Origin of the sequence: Rothia sp. HMSC065D02, assembly GCF_001815285.1 — a bacterium.
Taxonomy (GTDB): domain Bacteria; phylum Actinomycetota; class Actinomycetes; order Actinomycetales; family Micrococcaceae; genus Rothia; species Rothia dentocariosa.
Genome location: NZ_KV820092.1, coordinates 567,241 through 586,137 on the forward strand (window position 1 = coordinate 567,241; position 18,897 = coordinate 586,137).

Consider the following 18,897-nt stretch of genomic DNA (forward strand, 5'->3'; position numbering starts at 1 on the left):
GTCTCTATATACACATCTATTTTTATAGGCTCATATCAGCTTCGAAAGGCATGAGGAATTCGCTATGGGTGCATACCGTTTTCTCTTCACGGGTAAGTGGATAGGCTCTTTCGTGCTGTGCATTATTTTCTCGATAATCTGTGTTTATCTAGCTGGTTGGCAGATGAGCCGAAAAGAGGCTTTAGATTGGCGCAACTCACTAATCGTGCAGAATTATCACGCAACTCCCTATAGCTTCCAAGACCATCCTACAATTTTTCAAGACTTTGATTCGGGGGCGCAGTGGCACCCTGTATCCCTTCGTGGTCGGTATATCACCGATCAACAGCTACTGGTACGCAACCGTCCTTATCAGGGACAAAATGGGTTCGAAGTATTGGTCCCTTTTCGTGCAGATACTGGTGAAATAGTCATTATCAATAGGGGTTGGATGTCGGCGAGTTCTTCAGATGCTTCACGCCCCAGCACCGAAGTCCCTGCGCCACCAGCAAATGATGTTATTGTTGTGGCGCGAGTCCACCAAGGAGAGAGCGCTACAGGTAAGGATGCTCCCGAAGGCCAAGTCGCGTCTATCAACCTTCAGGAAATCGGCGAACGTACGCATTTACCTGTTGCCGCTGGGGCTTACGGTCTGCTGGACTCTGAAGAACCTACGCCTGTGCAACGGCCTGTACAGAAATCCGAACCTGAACTCGATAATGGACCTAATCTGTCCTATTCTATGCAATGGTATGCTTTTGCAGTTCTTATTTATGCTGTTTATGCCTGGAGTGCACGGCAAAAAGTTCGTAATGATGAATTAGATGCTCAGGTAGCCCAGGAGCTAGAACGCTATTATAGGCAGTTCTATGCCGAGGATGGCAGTTATATTGGGCATGAGGATGAAACCGTTGTGCTTCGCAAGATGGATATGATCGACGATATGCCTTCTCATATGAAATCTATTGTACGCCCCCGCCCTGCCAAGAAACACTCGCGTCTGACCGATGAAGAGGAAGAAGACGCTTTCCTGGACAGGTTAGAACGGCCGTAACCGCCAGGCTTTCCTGCAGGGATATGGAAGTAACCCACCATAAAAATCGAAACCTTTTTCGAATTTTCCCTGTATACTGGATCTAAGATCTCATATATAGTTTCGAAATAATACGAGGGGTTTCGTCACACATGATGGGTTATTCTCATACCGTCAGCGCTGCCGCTGGCTGGTTGGTTCTCTCAGAACTTGGTGTAATCCAAATCCCTAATACTCCTACCCTCATTGTTACAACCCTTGCCTGTGCTGGCGCAGGAGTATTACCAGATATTGATCACCATAATGGTTCTATCGCTCGTTCTATACCTCCTGTATCAGGTTGGATCGCCCGGATTGTAGGCCTTATCAGTGGAGGGCACCGAAAGGGAACGCACTCAATTTTAGGGATCATCGCGTTCTGGGCTATCGCATACTTTGGCAGTACACTCACTTACCAAAGTATTCCGTGGTTGTCCCTTGCTCTCGCCGCATTCTCAGGAGGTCTGGCTTTGCGGATTTTAGGAGCTCCAGGAGGTTGGATTGGGGCTTGCGCCCTAGGCTATGCTGCGTATACCACTCATTCTTTAGAGCTTCTTCCCTGGGCCATTTCAGTGGGCGCAACCTTACATGTTATAGGTGACGCACTGACCACCCGAGGTGTTCTCCCGCTATACCCCATTACGGTTAAACCACTTGTTGCCTCTTCCCTCTGGAAGAAAAGCGGCTACATGGCACTCCCACTTTTAGGTGATGCAGGAAGCATCCGGGAAAAGGTCCTTATTCTCTGCCTAACCTGTTATATCGTTTGGTACACGGCAGCTCTTTTAGGTTTCTGCCCTTACCCACTCCATAACTTTATTATTTCTTGAGCATCAAACAAAGAATCTCCCGCTCCTAACCATATGGTTAGGAGCGGGAGATAAAACCTTTTTACCTCAGTCTTGCCAAGACTTAAGCGTCCTGGATGGGCCAGAAGACGTCAACCTCGACGTTCTCTTCACCGGAGGTGGGGTACTTTTCGTACTCAGTGTTATGCATAAGGCTGTTCTCCTTTTACGATCAGATAGAATCTCTCTACCTGCGCTAATCCGGCTCGTCAGAGTCGAAAATCTGTGCTTTTGCATCCTCGCATTTGCGGGAACAACTCAAGTCTAACCCGCTCATGTATTGGTTTTCCAGCCAAAAACCCACAATGTAGGCAGATACACACTATATTTTTATAAAACCCACACAATATATCATTAAATCAAGTAAAGAGGGTGTCTTCTAGCCAGAAAATCCCACATAGCCAACATAATATGCGAAAGCTCTAAGGATATATTCAAAGTTTCATAGCACTTTCACTTATGCGCCAGTTTACATACACACCTATACCCACAAAGGTTAGGAGCATTCCCACGCGTTACATCACATACAGATGCTAGGTAAACACCTTTTCCTTGTCCTAAGAGCAGATTGCGTCTAGGCAAGTGAGATAAGATCCTGATACTCCTTCGACCAGAGGTCTTCAACTGCGTCCGGAAGCAAAAGAACACGTTCGGGGTTTAGAGCCTCCACAGCTCCTTCGTCGTGGGATACCATAACGATAGCGCCTTTATAGGCTTTGAGCGCGTTCAGAATCTCTTTACGAGATGCAGGATCAAGGTTGTTAGTCGGTTCATCCAAGAGAAGTATATTGGCGCTCGAAGCGACCAAAGTTGCTAATGAAAGACGAGTTTTCTCTCCTCCGGAAAGTACACCTGCTGGTTTCTCCACATCGTCACCAGAAAAAAGGAATGAACCGAGGATAGTGCGTACCCGCGTATCGTCAAGATCCGGCGCGGCGGATTTCATATTTTCTAAAACAGTTCGCTCACCATCGAGAATCTCATGTTCCTGCGCGAAATACCCGATCTTAGCTCCATGCCCATAGACAACTTCGCCGGTGTCGGGAGCAGTGTTGCCAGCTAAAATACGTAGCAAAGTAGTTTTACCAGCACCATTCAGCCCCAATACGACAACACGAGAACCACGGTCAATAGCCAGATCAACATCGGTAAAAATTTCAAGTGAGCCGTAGGATTTTGAAAGACTCTGTGCAGACAGCGGGGTCTTACCGCACGGGGCAGGTTCAGGAAAGCGGATAGCAGCAACTTTATCTGTTTGGCGTTCGTCTTCCAGCCCCCGCATCATACGTTCAGCACGCTTTATCATCTGTTGAGCCGCCACGGCTTTAGTTGCCTTTGCCCGCATTTTATTAGCCTGTTCCATGAGTGCTTGAGCTTTCTTCTGAGCATTAGCACGCTCACGCTTACGACGATGTTCATCTTGCTCACGCTGGCTCAGATAGTTCTTCCACCCCATGTTGTACTGGTCAATCACGCAACGATTTGCATCAAGATAAAACACACGGTTAACTACCAACTCCATAAGCTCAACATCGTGGCTAATAACCAGCAAACCACCCGAAAAATTTTTCAGGAACTCACGCAACCATAAAATGGAGTCCGCATCCAAATGGTTTGTTGGTTCATCAAGTAGCATCGTATCGGCAGCTGAAAACAAGATACGTGCTAACTCCACACGACGACGCTGCCCACCAGATAGAGTCTCAAGAGGTTGCGCGAGTACTCGTTCAGGCAGATCCAAGTTGGAGGTTATAACTGCGGCTTCAGATTCTGCGGCATAGCCGCCGCCAGCAATAAACTCAGCCTCAAGACGATCATAGCGCCGCATACCCTTTGTACGTATGCTCTCATCTTCACTCGCCATATCTTCTTGAGCTTGGCGCATTTTCTTGGCTACTCCGTCAAGTCCGCGGGCTGAAAGAATACGGTCACGCGCCAGTTGAGTCATATCATCGACTTTGGGGTCTTGAGGGAGGTATCCGATAGAGCCGGACCGGGTGACTGTACCTTCTGCTGGTAGGGCTAATCCCGCCAAGACTTTTGTCATAGTGGTTTTCCCGGCCCCATTACGCCCCACTAAACCGATCTTGTCGCCATTATCTACCCGAAAGGTTACATCTTCCATTAACAGACGGGCACCCGCGCGGAGCTCTAAATTCTGTACTGAAATCACAACATGTCCCTTCCGAGAATCAACAAAACAGTTAGTGAATGAGGAGTTTAACAACCCATCTATTCTACGTGAGTTACGCTAGAAGACGCTGACACCCGATAGTCTCCGTAAAACGTCACATATATTACATAATGCGTTTTCTATGGTAGGAAGGTATATAAGAATATATAAGACCCCAGCGGCGTCGAGGGCGGTACTACCCTCGATCTTGACACCGAACGTCATAATCAGCCACACACGACTTCATATTTTTAAGGATCAACTCTCGTGCCTAACCCTTATGCCCCAGATCAATCACCAGGGCGCAATATAGCTCTTATAGCAGTCTTCACAGCATTTATCGCGGTTCTTAGTCCTTTGGCGCTACCAATCCCAGGTGTCCCGATTCCTTTAGCTCTTGGCCCTTTCGCTATCTACACCACCGCTCTAGTACTCGGTGGTTTTCGAGCTTTTATAGCAACTCTCCTCTACGTACTGTTAGGGTGCCTAGGGCTACCAATCTTTGCTAAAGGTGCTTCAGGGTTTGGTACGCTTGCGACGCCAACCGGTGGCTATCTTCTAGCCTATCCTCTGGGCGCGTTATTGGCTGGGACGCTAGCTTATACAGTAATCCGTAGAAAGCTCAATCCCTGGCTTACCGCTATCCTGTGCATCTTCTGCGCTATGGTAGGCTTCGTGGTAATTTCTGCAGGAGGTATCTTAGGGCTTATGACCAACGGACATATGGAATTTACCCATGCGTTTGTCATCGCGGCTTCATTTGCTCTTCCAGACCTTCTTAAGTCTATCGTTGCGTCTATCGTGGCGTCTGCTGTGCATCGGGCATTTCCTGGGTTAGTGCGCTCAAAATCTCGCAGGTAATTGAGGATGTTTTTTTCCAAGAAAAGTAGCGCCAAAATTGAGCACGAAGCGCCAACGATACCGTCCGCTCCCCCGTCCCTTGAACTTGATGCAGTTACCGTGTCAGCTGAAGACGCTCACGGACAAACTCGAAATATTATCGACCATGTATCAGTCTCTTTAACCGCACCTAAAACTGCGATTATTGGGCTTAACGGCATGGGAAAGTCAACCTTTTTAGGGCTTTTTAATGGTATTACTCGGTCCTCCCAGGGAATCATAAAGGTATGTGGAGTAGATATCTCCGAACATCCCCAGATAACTCGTCAGTCTATAGGTATGCTCTTCGCTAATCCAGATGCGCAGCTTATCATGCCTACAGTCCTCGAAGATCTAGAGCTTAGCCTCCGTCGGCATAGCTCTCTCAACCGAACTCAACGCCTAGAGCAAGCACATAAGCTGCTTGCTCAACAAGGTCTCGACGACAAGGCTGATCAGAGCATTTTTTCTCTCTCCAGCGGAGAGAAACAACTTGTAGCCCTCACTGGGATTTTAGCGGTAGAACCACGAATCCTCTTACTTGATGAGCCTACGACTCTTCTTGATCTACGTAATCGAACACGGCTGATAAACCTTCTGAATAGTCTCGATCAGATGCTTATTATCAGTACCCACGACCTCGGCTTGGCGGAGACATGCGATGAAGCAGTCATTATCCATAATGGAGAGCTTATATACCATGGCGAAGCGCACGAAGCGGTTCAACAATACCGTTTATATTGTGAACAAGGCTTTCCCAACGAAAACCTGCTGCATAATATACGAGCCAGGCAATCTCGGAAGGATTCAACCACGTGATTCGAACCGCGCAGAGGTCGCACCATGCGACTTTCCTCGGTAACTTACTTATTGGAAGCTACGCTCCGGGGAATTCGCTGTTGCATCGCACACCGCTTTGGGGCAAAAGCCTCCTCTGCGCTTGTTTACTGCTCGCGCTCGCGGTAACCGGTTGGGAAGTAGCACTATACGTTCTGTTCTTTTGTTTTATCTTGTCTTGGTCAGCTGGGATGCGTATCCGCACGCTCTTAAAAATCGTCTATACGCTGCGATGGCTTATAATTCTTTTAGGGCTTTATTATGTCTTTTGGGGCACGTGGCAAATTGCGGTAGACGTCATGTGTACCATGCTAGGCGCCGTCCTAATCTCACGGATTCTTCTCACGACTACTCCGCTACCTCTTTTACTTGATGGAATCATCTGGTTACTCACACCACTTAAACTTCTAGGCTTATCTCCCAAACGTATAGGACTGATGCTCGCTCTGGTTATAAGATCTATTCCCGCCATTATGGATAACTGGGGAGCTTTACAACAAGCTGCTCACGCACGCGGTTTGCCCAAACGTTCCACTTGGCGACTGCTTGTACCTCTTGTGGTACAAGCAGTAGGATACGCTCAAATAACCGGGGACGTTTTAACCGCACGAGGCGTAGAACTCTAAAAGGAATTTTCTTTTACGGCACCAGAAACATCATTCCCGGCTAAGCAAAACTATTCCCACCATACGAACCACGAAGGCTTGTTATAAAGCCCCTTCACGACACATGAGAGATCCTCATAACTTGTGGGCTTTAGCGCTCGACTTATTATCCCCTGTTCTAAAGCAAGCACCTCGGCGTCGCGCAATGTTGTGATTGGCTCTGCAGTATAAAACTCAAGGTAGGTTGCTGCAATAACAGCCGGAATAGCACCATCCCGCTCATACCAATACTGCGCGAGTGCTAACATGTCTTCCGCACTTGGGACGTCTTCCCACCCGCCAAACGGCAGATACGCAAAGACGTCTGATGGGTACGCTGTAGGAATTTCAAGCAAGATAATTTCAGCTGAATTATCTAGAGTCTCATCTTCATTCATCAGGCTTGATACGAATGTCAGAGGGGCAGGCGCACGTAGAGCAGGTGCAATGCCGCGAGGAACCGTTACCTGCGACGTTAAAAATCCTTCATAATAGTTCTCGAATAAAGTCGAGTCAGCTCGAGCTAATATTTTACGCACAAGAATTTCTAATGAATCCTTATCAAGGCGTTTTTGGTGTTCTGTCAATATATCTTGAGCATAGGATTTAACGTACTCAGCGCTAATATTCACTGGCGGGTTTTTCGTGCGCGCCGATATATTGTTCTGGATAGTAGACAGAAGAAGATCGTCAAGTACGACCAGAACCGGGGTGAACCCATAGGTCCGCCCATCCGCCAAACGGTTAAGATACAAATGGTGAATGTAACTGCTGGGAGCGCCAGGGGCTATCCGCAGGTGCGGATAATGATATAAAGAGGTGAACTTCTTGTAGAGTTCCGCCATGGTGTCTCCGATGCTTGATTCCCATCAGTTTACCTGAGTTTTCGGTTAGTTTCTGCCTTATACAACAGATTTCTACGCTAGATTTGGGGCGAGTCTAAAGCATCTTAAGCAATTCACATGATATACCCTCAAAGTATTTCAAAACTACCTGTTATTTGACATTCATATACTATGATTTTTATCTCTTTTAAAACAGAATAAGTTTCATAAATTGAATATAAGCATGCTTCACATCACATATGTTAGGGTATCTCTATGTTTATACTAGGAAATCTTCCCGCAGAACAAGCCCACGACTTTCTCCCTCGTTCTTGGGTCCCTCAGAATTTCCATATGTACTACTCGGCTGAGGAACTTTCACAGCAGTGCGCAGAATACTTCGCAGCAGATTTTACGGAACGTACCTCCCTAGAGTTTGGTGCGGGGTATCGAGATCATATAAGTCCTCTTCTACAGAACCAGTTCAACTACATGCCTACGCAAGACACACAAGACTGGGCCAATAGATTCTTTTCGATAACAGATTCACATGCCACATACCAAACGCTTACAGGAATTCGATACCGTGGGCAAGATCTGAATCGACCTTTTATAGATGTAATAGCTACGAATATTCCTTGTACTACAGTCTATATCGCAGCTCTAAGCCAATCTTTGCTTCGCCACTATGAAAGCTTCCGTCCTATATGCACACGTTTCTTTGTGCCAGGTAAGGTAGATCAGCTTGTACGTGGCCTTGGTTCAGTCCCCGGTGCTCGTGCAACAACTATTGACATGCACATTGTCGCCGGGACTCTAGGTGAGTTAGACAAACGCTTGTGGCCGAAGAATTATGATCGAGTAGAGCTCATCCCGCTTTCTCCTGCTGATGCTTCTGCTGCCAGTTACGAAACGCAGCGCATATATGAATCTATTGCAGTTAAGAACCCCCATCTTTTTGAGTGGGCCACTCCTCAGGGAGAAGAATCATTTGAAGATGCTATACGTCAAGGAACAGGCTGGCATATTACAGTGGATAACTCCTCGGCAGGATTTTTGACTCTAGATCGCAGAGGCGAACAAGGACTTAGAGGGTTTAGCGTCGAAGAGCTATGTCTAGATGTACCTTTTCGCAGACAAGGGCTAGGGAATGCAGTTCTACGTCACGGTATTAAAAACCTCCTCAAATTACCTCAAGTAAATCCTCAAGATATGCTATGGGGAACAATCCATGTCGACAATGTTCCGTCCTTGCGCAATGCTCAAGGGGTAGGGCGCACAGTAGTAGGAAGTTATATATGGGTTGGAGACCGGTCTTTTGAGGTTTGATAACTCTCACCAGCTAGAAGCAAAGAATCTTGATGTATGACAAGCAGTAACGCAGCACAATGACGTACAGAGTACATTAGAAGTATCACGTTGATGAAGGAGACAACGATGAATTCATATTTCAAAGAAATGATTCGTCTCGCAGATAGTATCGCTGACAACGCTCACCTTGGGCAGGTCGATAAAAACGGTTGGCCTTATATATCTCATCCACGACGGGTTGCTTTTAAAGTGCGCGAAATTGCCCCTGAAGAGCTTCGCACAGAAGCACAGATCGTGGCGTTATTGCACGATACCGTAGAGGATACAGAAGTCACTCTCCCTTACCTTGCTCGGTACTTTTCAGCCCGCATTATTGATGCCGTTGATGCGCTCACCAAACGTCCGTATGAACCTCTGGAGTCATCTATGGCGAGAGTTCGCGCTAATGAAATTGCACTGTGGGTCAAACGTGCTGACATTGCCGATAACACTGACCCGGAACGTGTTTCCCACCTTGACGAAGATACTCGCAAACGTCTGGCGAAGAAATACAGTAAATCACTCAGATTCTTAGGTGTAACCGAAAACATATGAACGAGTAGTATTACAAATATCAGGTGGAATTATAAATCAAGGGGTGGGTACCTGGAATGTTCCAGGTACCCACCCCTTACAGCAAAACAAACGTATGGCAACGCTAAATGTTGAAGCCGAGAGCGCGCATCATATCGCGACCATCCTCAGTAATGCGTTCGGGCCCCCACGGGGGCATCCATACCCAGTTCACGCGCCATTCGGTAACGACACTATCGAGATTTGCTTCCACCTGTTCCTCAATAACGTCCTGTAGCGGACATGCAGCTGTGGTAAGCGTTAGATCTAGGATCAGGACTCCATTATCATCCCAGCGCATGCCATAAAGCAGACCCAAATCAACGATATTTACCCCAAGTTCAGGGTCAATGACTTCCTTGAGGACTTCCTCAATTTCCTCTTGCGAGGGACGAGCTTGCACTGTCTCAGTCATGATGCACCTCTTACAAGTAGTTCGTACTGAATAAGATTATTTCTTCCCAGTGTATGCTACATAACCTTCTTCTTCTAGACGATCTGCAAGTTCAGGACCGCCCTGATCGACCATTTTGCCGTCTACAAAAACATGCACAAACTCGGGCTTAATATAACGCAGGATACGGGTATAGTGCGTAATCAGCATAACACCCATATTATTTTCCTCGTGAGCACGGTTCACGCCGGAAGACACGACTTTAAGAGCATCAACGTCAAGGCCGGAGTCAGTTTCATCAAGAATACCGAACTTGGGCTTCAAAAGCTCCAGCTGCAGAATCTCATGACGTTTCTTCTCACCGCCGGAGAAACCTTCATTGACGTTACGAGCAACGAACGCAGGATCAATGTCCAGATGGTTCATAGCTTCTTTAACGTCTTTGGTCCAGGTTCGTAAGTTAGGTGCCTTACCGTCCACAGCAGTTTTAGCAGCACGCAGGAAGTTAGACATCGTGACACCGGGGATCTCGACTGGGTACTGCATGGCAAGGAACAGCCCAGCACGAGCACGCTCATCCACACTCATCTCGGTAATATCGTCACCATCAAGCAGTATCTGCCCGGAATCAATCTGGTATTTGGGGTGACCGGCAATAGTTGAGGCAAGAGTAGATTTACCGGAACCATTTGGACCCATAATAGCGTGGATTTCGCCCGAGTTAATGGTTAAGTTCACGCCTTTGAGAATAGGCTTAGTTTTTTCATCATCAAGAATGACCGAGACGTGCAAATCCTTGATTTCAAGGGTAGACATTGTTTCTCCTAATAAGGCTTAGTTGTTGCTGAGAGCAAGCTCTGCTTCAAGGGCATCAGTAAGTTCTGTTTCAAGCTCTGGTACGCGAATCTGCTGGATAATCTCGTTTAAGAATCCGCGGACCACTAGACGACGTGCTTCAGCTTCCGGAATACCACGAGCCCGCAGGTACCATAGATGCTCATCATCTAGCTGACCGGTTGTTGATGCGTGACCGGCACCTTCGATACGTCCAGTCTCGATCTCCAAGTTCGGTACGGAATCAGCGCGCGGACCAATCTCCAAGAGGAGATTACGGTTCAGCTCATAGGTGTCCGTACCTTCCGCATCTTTACCAATGAGGACGTCACCAACCCATACGGAGTGCGCTGCTTTGCCCTGCAATGCGCCTTTATAAGTCACTCGCGACTTGCAGTTGGGCACAGAATGATCCACAAACAAACGTGACTCGATGTGCTGGCCAGCATCCACAAAATAAAGACCGTACATCTCTGTCTCAGCGCCCGGTTCCGTGAATTTCGTTGAAGGGGTAACACGCACCATATCACCGCCCAATGAAACGCACACATGTTTGAAACGAGCATCGCGTCCTAGCTTGGCATACTGCGCTGAGGCATGAATCGCATCGTCATTCCATTGTTGAAGGGTAATAACGCTCAACTGTGCAGAATCTTGTATCAGGAATTCTATGTTCTGCGCCAGAACAGCCGATCCGGTATGCCGAATTACAACAACCGCTTTTGAGAATGGTTTAGCCTCAATCAGTATATGTTGAGTAGCAGCATCACAATGCTGTCCGTCAATATCTATTTCGATATGCTCAGTAAGCTCGGTTTCGGCGGGAATAGTCACCACAGTAGCTGTCTTAAAATGAGTCCATGCATTTGCAGCTACACGGTCTTCAGGAACACCTGCTGTACCAATGCGCTCATCTTCACGGGATACTTCTTCAAGGATAACTTCAGAAGGTGCTTGGATCTTCGGAGCTGGGGCTTGTGCCTGCAGAGTGTCAAGGTGAAGACCGCCCAAACGTTTCAGCGGGGTAAAACGCCAATCTTCCTCGCGTCCAGTAAGTGGCTCAAAGTCTTCAACGTTATATGAGGTTTTCCGTTCTGCGCGGGAAGCGTCAAGAACCTTCTGCACGTTATTAGGGTTTGAGCCTTGATGGTGTTCCTCGGTAGCGCGCAAAATAGTATCATCATGGACATGCTCAGAGGCGAGCTTCTCGCCTTCCTGATCCATACCGGGAATAATTGGGCTGTGATATCCCAGGGTCTCTTCGTTAGTCGACATTAGCCCACAGATCCTTCCATCTGAAGTTCGATGAGGCGGTTAAGTTCAAGTGCGTATTCCATGGGCAGCTCACGAGCAATCGGTTCAACGAAGCCTCGCACAATCATAGCCATTGCTTCATCCTCGGCCAGCCCACGCTGCATGAGGTAAAAGAGCTGTTCTTCAGAAACGCGTGAAACCGTAGCTTCATGCCCCATCGTAACGTCATCTTCACGAACGTCGACATAGGGGTAGGTATCTGAACGCGATACAGTATCAACCAAGAGAGCATCACACACCACGGATGATTTCGAGTGCTTCGCACCTTCACGTACCTGCACTAGACCGCGGTATGCGCTACGTCCGCCGTTACGAGCCACGGACTTCGAAACAATCGTTGAAGAAGTATTCGGGGCAATATGCACCATCTTGGAACCAGTATCCTGATGCTGCCCTTCACCAGCAAACGCGATTGACAGAGTCTCGCCCTTGGCGTGTTCACCGACCATATATACTGCAGGATACTTCTGAGTAACCTTAGAGCCGATGTTACCATCAACCCATTCCATAGTGGCACCCTCATGCGCGACTGCTCGTTTAGTCACCAGGTTGTACACGTTGTTCGACCAGTTCTGAATGGTAGTGTAGCGAACACGGGCGTTCTTCTTAAGAACGATCTCGACAACTGCTGAGTGCAGCGAATCAGAGCGGTATACAGGCGCGGTGCAGCCCTCAATATAGTGAACATATGACCCTTCATCTGCGATGATCAAGGTACGCTCAAACTGCCCCATGTTCTCAGTATTAATGCGGAAATATGCCTGCAGGGGGATCTCAACATGTACCCCCGGCGGAACATACACAAATGATCCGCCAGACCACACCGCAGTATTAAGAGCGGAGAACTTGTTATCGCCGATAGGGATAATAGAGGCGAAGTATTCCTTAAATATTTCAGGATAATCGCGCAAACCGGTATCGGTATCAACAAAGATAACGCCTTGAGACTCCAAGTCTTCACGGATCTGGTGGTACACAACCTCAGACTCATACTGAGCGGCAACACCAGCGACCAATGAGTTACGTTCCGCTTCCGGAATACCCAAACGTTCATATGTCACGCGGATATCTTCAGGAAGCTCTTCCCAAGACTCAGCCTGACCTTCGGTAGAACGCACGAAGTATTTGATGTTATCGAAATCGATGTCAGAAAGATCTGCACCCCAGGTTGGCATCGGCTTACGCTCGAAAAACTTCAATGCCTTCAGACGCATATCCAGCATCCACTGGGGTTCATTCTTCTTCGCAGAGATGTCACGCACTACGGCTTCGTCCAGACCACGCTTAGCGGACTGGCCCGCCTCGTCAGAGTCTGCCCAACCATACTCGTAATTGCCAATGCCCTCGAGTTCAGGGTTCAACTCCAGAATCTCTGAAATGACAGTGTCGTTGGCACTCTGCTCAACTTGCTCAGTCATTACGGCCTTTCTTAGATGGATTGAAATTTATCCGGCTCCGCAGATGCGGGCTCGGTAGTCTTTGGAATAACACACTCTAGGTTGGGGTAATTTCTACCGTGCCGAATTACCCCGCATGCTTTCTGATGTTTCCGGTTTTTCAGAATTCACACGTTCTGTTAAGTGATTGAGCGGAACGTGAGTTGTGCATACGTGAGCCCCTCCAGCCATCGTTGATAGCCTACGTACGTCAACGCCCAGAAGATCAGAAATAACCCCAGTCTCTTGTTCGCAGAAAACCTGAAAATCTTCAGCCAGATCGCGTATTGGGCAATGCCCTTGGCAGAGCTGTATGCTAGCTAGCAATTTCCCCGGCGCGAGCCGACCGGCAGGTGGTTCTGTAATCTGCGCTGTTGTCACAAACCCATCACGACTCATGGCTTCAGCGAGAGCCTGGGCTCGCGCCGCAACATCCTCCCCTGCCGCTTCCACAACAGGGCGGTATCGTGCCTCCATTTCGGCAGCCCGTGTGGATGCGAAAGTTTCAAGTGCGCTCTCCCCAACGGTGTCACGCAACATTTCAAGAGCGTTGCGCGCAATCATCAAATAGTCATTTCCTAGACGTTCGTGACCTTGAGGTGCGATGACGTACCGTCGAGCTGGGCGCCCCGCACCTGCCCCATATTGTTTGAGAGAAGCAACTTCAATCATGTTTGCTTGTTCAAGCGCATCAAGGTGCCGACGCACAGCGGCGGGGGTCAAGCTTAAAAGCTCTCCCAAGCTTGCCGCAGACACGGGACCATGGTTCAGGACACCACGAAGAACCCGGTCACGGGTGCGTTCTTCAACTTCCGCTTTACGTGCGCCAGAGCTTGACTTCTTATGCGAGGAAGGCTGCTGTTGAAGCCCTCGATGAGATGTCTTGTTCACGGAATACACAACTAAAGTATGTCCTAATTACTTCAATCTTGGCTAGTAAGGTCTTCCTACTTGCACACACCACACCGTTTAGTCTCTTGCTTAGCTGCGGTAAGCCATAAGAACCGGTGAAAGATAATACCGCCTTTAGGCCTCTAGGTATTTTTGCTCTTCGGGCATTTCCATGAGAGTGCTAAGCGGTTCATATCCTCACTTTGACGTGATCTAACTCGCGTCATAAAGATGCTATCGCTAGAGGGAAACATAGAGATTACTCTCTGAGGGCTTAAGATAGAGAGGTGGCAGAAACTGAAGCTTATCAACACCAAGCAGCTACCGCATTAGACATTTCAGCAGCTCGCGGTACTAGCAGCGATCCTGCACTCAAGATTTCTCATCTCGTCAAAGAGTTTAAGCCCTCTCGTTCTTTCCGCGAGAAACACCCTGAACGTCTTACCGCTCAGGGTATGCATCGCGCAGTTGCTGACATAAGTCTTCAAGTCTATCCCGGCGAGGTTGTTGTACTCTTGGGTGCTAACGGTGCAGGTAAGACTACAACTCTTGCATGTGCCCAGGGGCTTACTGAACCTACGTCCGGCACTATTCAGCTTCTTTCAGAAGACCCTCTTCTGGCATCCCCAGAGATGCGGGCCTCCGTCGGTATCATGCTTCAGGATGGGGGGCTTCCTAATGCCGTACGTCCCGTACCACTTCTTGAACATGTTGCTCAGATGTACGCCAATCCTTATCCTGTCGGTGAACTTGTAGATCGTTTAGGAATAGATGCTTTTAACGGCACCAATATTCGGCGTCTTTCTGGGGGACAAAAACAACGTGTCTCATTAGCAGCAGCCCTTCTTGGGCGTCCTTCGGTACTCTTTTTAGACGAACCATCAGCAGGACTTGATCCGCAGTCTCGCAATGTCGTCTTTGACATTATTCGTGAGCAGCGTGAGGCTGGAGTCGCCATTATCTTAACAACCCATCTCATTGATGATGCGCAAAAGCTCGCGGATTATGTCTATATTATTGATAATGGTCAAACGGCGCGTGAAGGTACAGTCCCAGAACTTGTAACAGGAGACGGGGTTGTACGGCTTCATTTCACGTTAGAAGCACCTTCACCTACGCGTGACGACTTATTGCCTGTACATCTTCGTACGGATGTAGAGCTTATAGAGCATACGCCATACTCACTAGGCGGCTTAAGCGAATATGAGCTCCGTGGTCCCCTTACACCCGAACATCTTTCCGCTTTCACGACAGCCCTAGCACATCACTACCTTATGCCTAACTCTCTCACGATGGAACCGAAGACTTTGGAAGACGTATTCTTGGATATTTCGGGACGTGATATCCGATGAACCCCTCAAATGCAGAGCTGCCCACTGCCCCCGATAGTCAGCAGATGACAGAAGGTAACGAGTATCCGTATCCGCGCGCTGCTTCTAGTTTTCAGCGTATTCTAGCTCAAGGTAAATATGAGACCCTTGCCATGCTTAAAAATGGTGAACAGCTGATGCTCAATATTGCCTTCCCCGTGATGGCGCTTTTTGGACTTCGCTATACAAGCTTTCTGGATTCTTACGCTGATGCGTTGAATACGACCCGCGTCAATGTTGCAGTGCCGGGGGTACTGGCTCTCTGTGTTGTCTCAACTGCACTTTCTGGTCAAGGGATTGCCACTGGTTTTGACCGCCGGTACGGTGTTCTTCGTTTTCTGTCTACCACCCCTCTAGGACGCAACGGGCTTATTATCGGCAAGGTGCTGGCAGTTATCACCGTTATCGCCATACAGTTTATTATGGTCACTATCGTTGGGTTCGGTCTTGGATGGCGTCCGGATATTTTTGCGATGTATCGCTCTTTTAGTACTTTATTGCTTGGGGCTGCCGCATTTACAGCCCTAGGCTTACTCGTTGCTGGGACGGTGAGGGCTGAGGCAACTTTAGCTATCGTGAATATCGCCTGGGTTGTTCTGGCCAGCGCTGGTGGGATCCTTATTCCAATAGATAATTTCCCTGAGCTGTACCGCATTATCATTCTGTGCCTGCCTTCAGGCGCTTTAGGTGAAGCGATTCGCGGTGATTATCTACAGGATATATTTTTACCCCTTCCCCATGCTGTGCTACTTGTCTGGACACTAGTGATTGGTTTTATTGCTTCACGTAAATTTAAATGGTCCGATTAGCGCTCTTAAGTTCAGGATTTCGGGACGAGTTCTGGAATCAACCAGCACCATCAACGATCATTCCTAACGCATACACGGTTTAAAAGGCTTTTCTTATGCTAGTTACCCTCAAAAATAAACTATCTCCCATCCAATACACCCCCTGGGTTTTGTACACAGCGGTGGGTACGGCTCTGAGCAATCTCTTACTCATCGTAACTGGCGCCGTTGTGCGCCTTACGGGATCAGGCCTTGGATGCGATACCTGGCCTCGGTGTACTGCAGAACAGTGGACAACTACCCCTGCCGACGGTATCCATGGGCTCGTTGAATTCGGTAACCGTATGCTCACTTTTGTGCTCATGGTAATCACTATCCTTGCGTTCTTAGCGATTCTCCGAATTGCGCTGCCTGATGTGCACCACGTCAAAGCAATCTTTCCAAAGCTTTTTACGGGATTACGAGCACACGAATCAAAGTATAGCGATCTTTTCAATCTGACTTTACTCCTCCTGTGGGGTATTCCGCTACAGGCCGTTATTGGCGGCGTTACTGTATGGCAGCGGCTCAATCCCTGGATGGTAACAGCCCATTACCTCGCCTCTGCCATCATGATTGGATTAGCAGCAATCTTGGTAAACCGTGTGCGTCGCTATTTTAGGGCAGGTATCTCTGAGCGCGAAGATATTACTAAGGAATTTCCTCCACAAAAAAGTGGTGTTATCCGCCTACTTGGTTGGATAGATTTGGCGTTAGTTTCGTTCTTACTTTTTATGGGTACCGTAGTCACCGGCACAGGCCCGCATGCGGGTGATCCACGCACGCATCGCCACGAGTTCGACGCTATCGCAGTATCCCGTGCTCATGCATGGGCAGTGTGGGCATTTCTTTTTCTGCTGGTTATCATGTTTGTTTTAGTACGGAAGTACGCCATGCCACGTGCTTTCTTATCATCTTTACTTGTACTGGCAGCAATCATGGTCTATCAGGGCGCGATTGGCTATATTCAATACAACACCGGGCTTCCCCCTCTACTCGTTGAGGCGCATATGCTGGGGTCGGGTATGTTTACCTGGGCATCACTATCGCTGATCGAAAGGCAGCTGACCCTATCTTCTCAGAAGGCCCGTGCCCTAGCTCAACAGCGGCTAGCAATTTCTTAGAGCTGAGTTATTCCCACGGTAAGCGCACAATGTCATATATGGGTTTATTGCTGGCATGCCTTGGTAGCTATTTAAGGTTAGGCGTACACTATTAAGGAGCATTCCTGCGCCTGCACGTCTTTGAGCCGAAGGTATGCCTATCTGTGAGTACCTCCTACCCCACAGATTGATACGCGCAGATTAGGCACACGCACACACGTCAAGGAGCCCATCATGAAGGGTTACACAATTCAGGAGGTTCCGTCCTCCACGCATGCGGCGTCAGAGGTGACTGTACCTACTCCGCGGGCAACAAGGGACATGACCTTGGGGCGCAAAATAAAAGCGTATATTCACCTGACAAAGCCCCAAATTATTGAGCTTCTTCTAGTAACAACCGCCCCTACAATGATGTTTGCGGCACACGGCATGCCCAGTTTCTGGTTAGTCATAAATACGCTTCTTGGCGGAGCCATGGCGGCTGGCGCTTCCTGCGCTTTCAACTGTTATATCGATCGTGATATTGACCGAAAAATGAAGCGAACCGAAAAACGCCCCCTAGTTACCGGAGAGCTAACAGACCGAGAAGCACTCGTCTTCGCATGGGCACTTGCTGTTATCTCCGTCGTATATCTGTGGACTATGGTAAATCCCCTCTCTGGGCTTTTAGGGCTTGCCGCTATTTTGCTCTATGTAGTCTTCTACTCCATGTATTTAAAGAAGCGCACTACTCAGAATATTGTGTGGGGTGGGATTGCCGGGTGTATGCCTGTTCTAATTGCATGGGCAGCTGTTCGCAATACCATTGAATGGCCAGCTTTAATTCTCTTTACAGTAATTTTCCTCTGGACTCCTCCGCACTATTGGCCACTCTCTATGAAATACGCGGAGGATTATAAAGCAGCCGGTGTTCCTATGCTGGGTGCTATCGCTCCCGCTCAAACAGTGTCTGTACAGGTCGTACTCTACGGCTGGGCTATGGTTATCTGTTCGCTTCTACTGATCCCTATTGGAGGCGCGGGCTGGCTGTACGGCGTTAGCGCGGCTACCGCTGGTGCATGGTTCCTCTACCACTGCCACAAGCTCCATTATTTAGCTCTCCAGCAGGTAGCGACAAGCCGTACCGCTATGGTGGTATTTTTCGGGTCCATCACATACCTAACGATTCTTTTCATTGCATTGGCAATCGATCCTTTTGTTGGGCAACCTATATTAGAATCTTTTATTTTCTAAGAGCATCCGTATCTTGAGGCGAGTAAAGCAGCTATCTCAAGATACGGGTGGTCTATTTTGAAACTTATCTACGTGGAGCTTAGGCTAGAGCATCCTAGGTATGTAAGTTCAGCGTGAGGCATAAGTTGCCAAAACATCATACGAACATACTATAAACACTAGGATGGTGAACTATTCTTAAGAAGGTAGAATTTCACGATAGATTTATAGATGCTATGTACATGATTACTTGTTGAGAGTGCTCATGGAATACGCACCCTATCTTTTGAGTTATATCTGCTGCAGTCAGCGTTCACAGACTACTATTGTTTGTGCA

The 18,897-nt window shown here is 48.2% G+C and carries 18 protein-coding genes; 11 read left to right on the top strand and 7 right to left on the bottom strand.

All coding sequences use genetic code 11. From position 1 onward, the window contains the following. Nucleotides 1-64 precede the first annotated feature (64 nt). Nucleotides 65-1,033: an SURF1 family cytochrome oxidase biogenesis protein gene (locus tag HMPREF3016_RS09900; protein WP_013399045.1), complete on the top strand. Its 969-nt coding sequence runs from the start codon at nt 65-67 to the stop codon at nt 1,031-1,033. 134 nt (nt 1,034-1,167) lie between these two features. Next, the gene (locus tag HMPREF3016_RS10865) at nt 1,168-1,881 is read left to right on the top strand and encodes a metal-dependent hydrolase (RefSeq protein WP_239661859.1); all 714 of its coding nucleotides are present in this window, start codon (nt 1,168-1,170) and stop codon (nt 1,879-1,881) included. A 592-nt stretch (nt 1,882-2,473) separates the two neighbouring features. Here HMPREF3016_RS10865 and abc-f read toward each other — a convergent pair. After that, nucleotides 2,474-4,072 (bottom strand): ribosomal protection-like ABC-F family protein, encoded by a 1,599-nt coding sequence (gene abc-f, locus HMPREF3016_RS09905; protein ID WP_070741899.1) that lies wholly within the window; start codon nt 4,070-4,072, stop codon nt 2,474-2,476. A 267-nt stretch (nt 4,073-4,339) separates the two neighbouring features. Here abc-f and HMPREF3016_RS09910 point away from each other — a divergent pair, with 267 nt between their 5' ends. From HMPREF3016_RS09910 to HMPREF3016_RS09920, 3 genes are read left to right on the top strand one after another with little or no spacing between them, the layout of a single operon-like run. Continuing rightward, nucleotides 4,340-4,933, top strand: coding sequence for a biotin transporter BioY (locus HMPREF3016_RS09910; RefSeq protein WP_070741902.1), 594 nt, complete (start codon nt 4,340-4,342; stop codon nt 4,931-4,933). Nucleotides 4,934-4,939: 6 nt separating this feature from the next. After that, nucleotides 4,940-5,770 (top strand): energy-coupling factor ABC transporter ATP-binding protein, encoded by an 831-nt coding sequence (locus tag HMPREF3016_RS09915; protein ID WP_070741905.1) that lies wholly within the window; start codon nt 4,940-4,942, stop codon nt 5,768-5,770. Continuing rightward, a complete protein-coding gene (locus HMPREF3016_RS09920) occupies nt 5,767-6,414 on the top strand; it encodes a CbiQ family ECF transporter T component (protein ID WP_083315912.1) in 648 nt (215 codons plus the stop codon). The genes HMPREF3016_RS09915 and HMPREF3016_RS09920 overlap by 4 nt, the downstream gene beginning before the upstream one ends. 50 nt (nt 6,415-6,464) lie before the next feature. On the opposite strand, the gene HMPREF3016_RS09925 is transcribed toward HMPREF3016_RS09920, so the two are convergent. After that, nucleotides 6,465-7,277: a DUF4253 domain-containing protein gene (locus HMPREF3016_RS09925; RefSeq protein WP_048752198.1), complete on the bottom strand. Its 813-nt coding sequence runs from the start codon at nt 7,275-7,277 to the stop codon at nt 6,465-6,467. A 774-nt stretch (nt 7,278-8,051) separates the two neighbouring features. Here HMPREF3016_RS09925 and HMPREF3016_RS11380 point away from each other — a divergent pair. After that, nucleotides 8,052-8,585, top strand: a complete 534-nt coding sequence (locus tag HMPREF3016_RS11380; RefSeq protein ID WP_246828535.1) for a GNAT family N-acetyltransferase — start codon at nt 8,052-8,054, stop codon at nt 8,583-8,585. Nucleotides 8,586-8,693: 108 nt separating this feature from the next. Beyond that, a complete protein-coding gene (locus tag HMPREF3016_RS09935; RefSeq protein ID WP_115333565.1) occupies nt 8,694-9,161 on the top strand; it encodes an HD domain-containing protein in 468 nt (155 codons plus the stop codon). A 103-nt stretch (nt 9,162-9,264) separates the two neighbouring features. Here HMPREF3016_RS09935 and HMPREF3016_RS09940 read toward each other — a convergent pair whose 3' ends face one another. The 5 genes from HMPREF3016_RS09940 to HMPREF3016_RS09960 all read right to left on the bottom strand — a co-directional run bounded on the left by HMPREF3016_RS09940 (nt 9,265) and on the right by HMPREF3016_RS09960 (nt 14,057). Next, nucleotides 9,265-9,594, bottom strand: coding sequence for a metal-sulfur cluster assembly factor (locus tag HMPREF3016_RS09940; protein WP_048752201.1), 330 nt, complete (start codon nt 9,592-9,594; stop codon nt 9,265-9,267). 36 nt (nt 9,595-9,630) lie between these two features. Further along, nucleotides 9,631-10,389 carry a Fe-S cluster assembly ATPase SufC gene (gene sufC, locus HMPREF3016_RS09945; protein WP_004004627.1) on the bottom strand — a complete coding sequence of 253 codons (759 nt, stop codon included), beginning with the start codon at nt 10,387-10,389 and terminating at the stop codon, nt 9,631-9,633. 18 nt (nt 10,390-10,407) lie between these two features. Beyond that, the gene (gene sufD / locus HMPREF3016_RS09950; protein ID WP_048752203.1) at nt 10,408-11,682 is read right to left on the bottom strand and encodes a Fe-S cluster assembly protein SufD; all 1,275 of its coding nucleotides are present in this window, start codon (nt 11,680-11,682) and stop codon (nt 10,408-10,410) included. Next, nucleotides 11,682-13,139 (bottom strand): Fe-S cluster assembly protein SufB, encoded by a 1,458-nt coding sequence (gene sufB / locus HMPREF3016_RS09955; RefSeq protein WP_048752205.1) that lies wholly within the window; start codon nt 13,137-13,139, stop codon nt 11,682-11,684. The genes sufD and sufB overlap by 1 nt, the downstream gene beginning before the upstream one ends. Nucleotides 13,140-13,232: 93 nt before the next feature. Continuing rightward, entirely contained in the window at nt 13,233-14,057 is an 825-nt protein-coding gene (locus tag HMPREF3016_RS09960; protein WP_070741907.1) for a helix-turn-helix transcriptional regulator, read from the bottom strand. 326 nt (nt 14,058-14,383) lie between these two features. Here HMPREF3016_RS09960 and HMPREF3016_RS09965 point away from each other — a divergent pair, with 326 nt between their 5' ends. The 4 genes from HMPREF3016_RS09965 to HMPREF3016_RS09980 all read left to right on the top strand — a co-directional run bounded on the left by HMPREF3016_RS09965 (nt 14,384) and on the right by HMPREF3016_RS09980 (nt 18,581). Beyond that, complete coding sequence (locus tag HMPREF3016_RS09965) at nt 14,384-15,400, top strand: ABC transporter ATP-binding protein (RefSeq protein WP_371441548.1); 1,017 nt, start codon at nt 14,384-14,386, stop codon at nt 15,398-15,400. A gap of 44 nt (nt 15,401-15,444) precedes the next feature. Further along, nucleotides 15,445-16,227: an ABC transporter permease gene (locus HMPREF3016_RS09970; protein WP_048752298.1), complete on the top strand. Its 783-nt coding sequence runs from the start codon at nt 15,445-15,447 to the stop codon at nt 16,225-16,227. Between the two features lie 95 nt (nt 16,228-16,322). Beyond that, nucleotides 16,323-17,369: a COX15/CtaA family protein gene (locus tag HMPREF3016_RS09975; RefSeq protein ID WP_048752210.1), complete on the top strand. Its 1,047-nt coding sequence runs from the start codon at nt 16,323-16,325 to the stop codon at nt 17,367-17,369. A gap of 300 nt (nt 17,370-17,669) precedes the next feature. Then, on the top strand, nt 17,670-18,581 hold the full coding sequence (locus HMPREF3016_RS09980) for a heme o synthase (RefSeq protein ID WP_070742073.1): 912 nt from the start codon (nt 17,670-17,672) through the stop codon (nt 18,579-18,581). Nucleotides 18,582-18,897 lie beyond the last annotated feature (316 nt).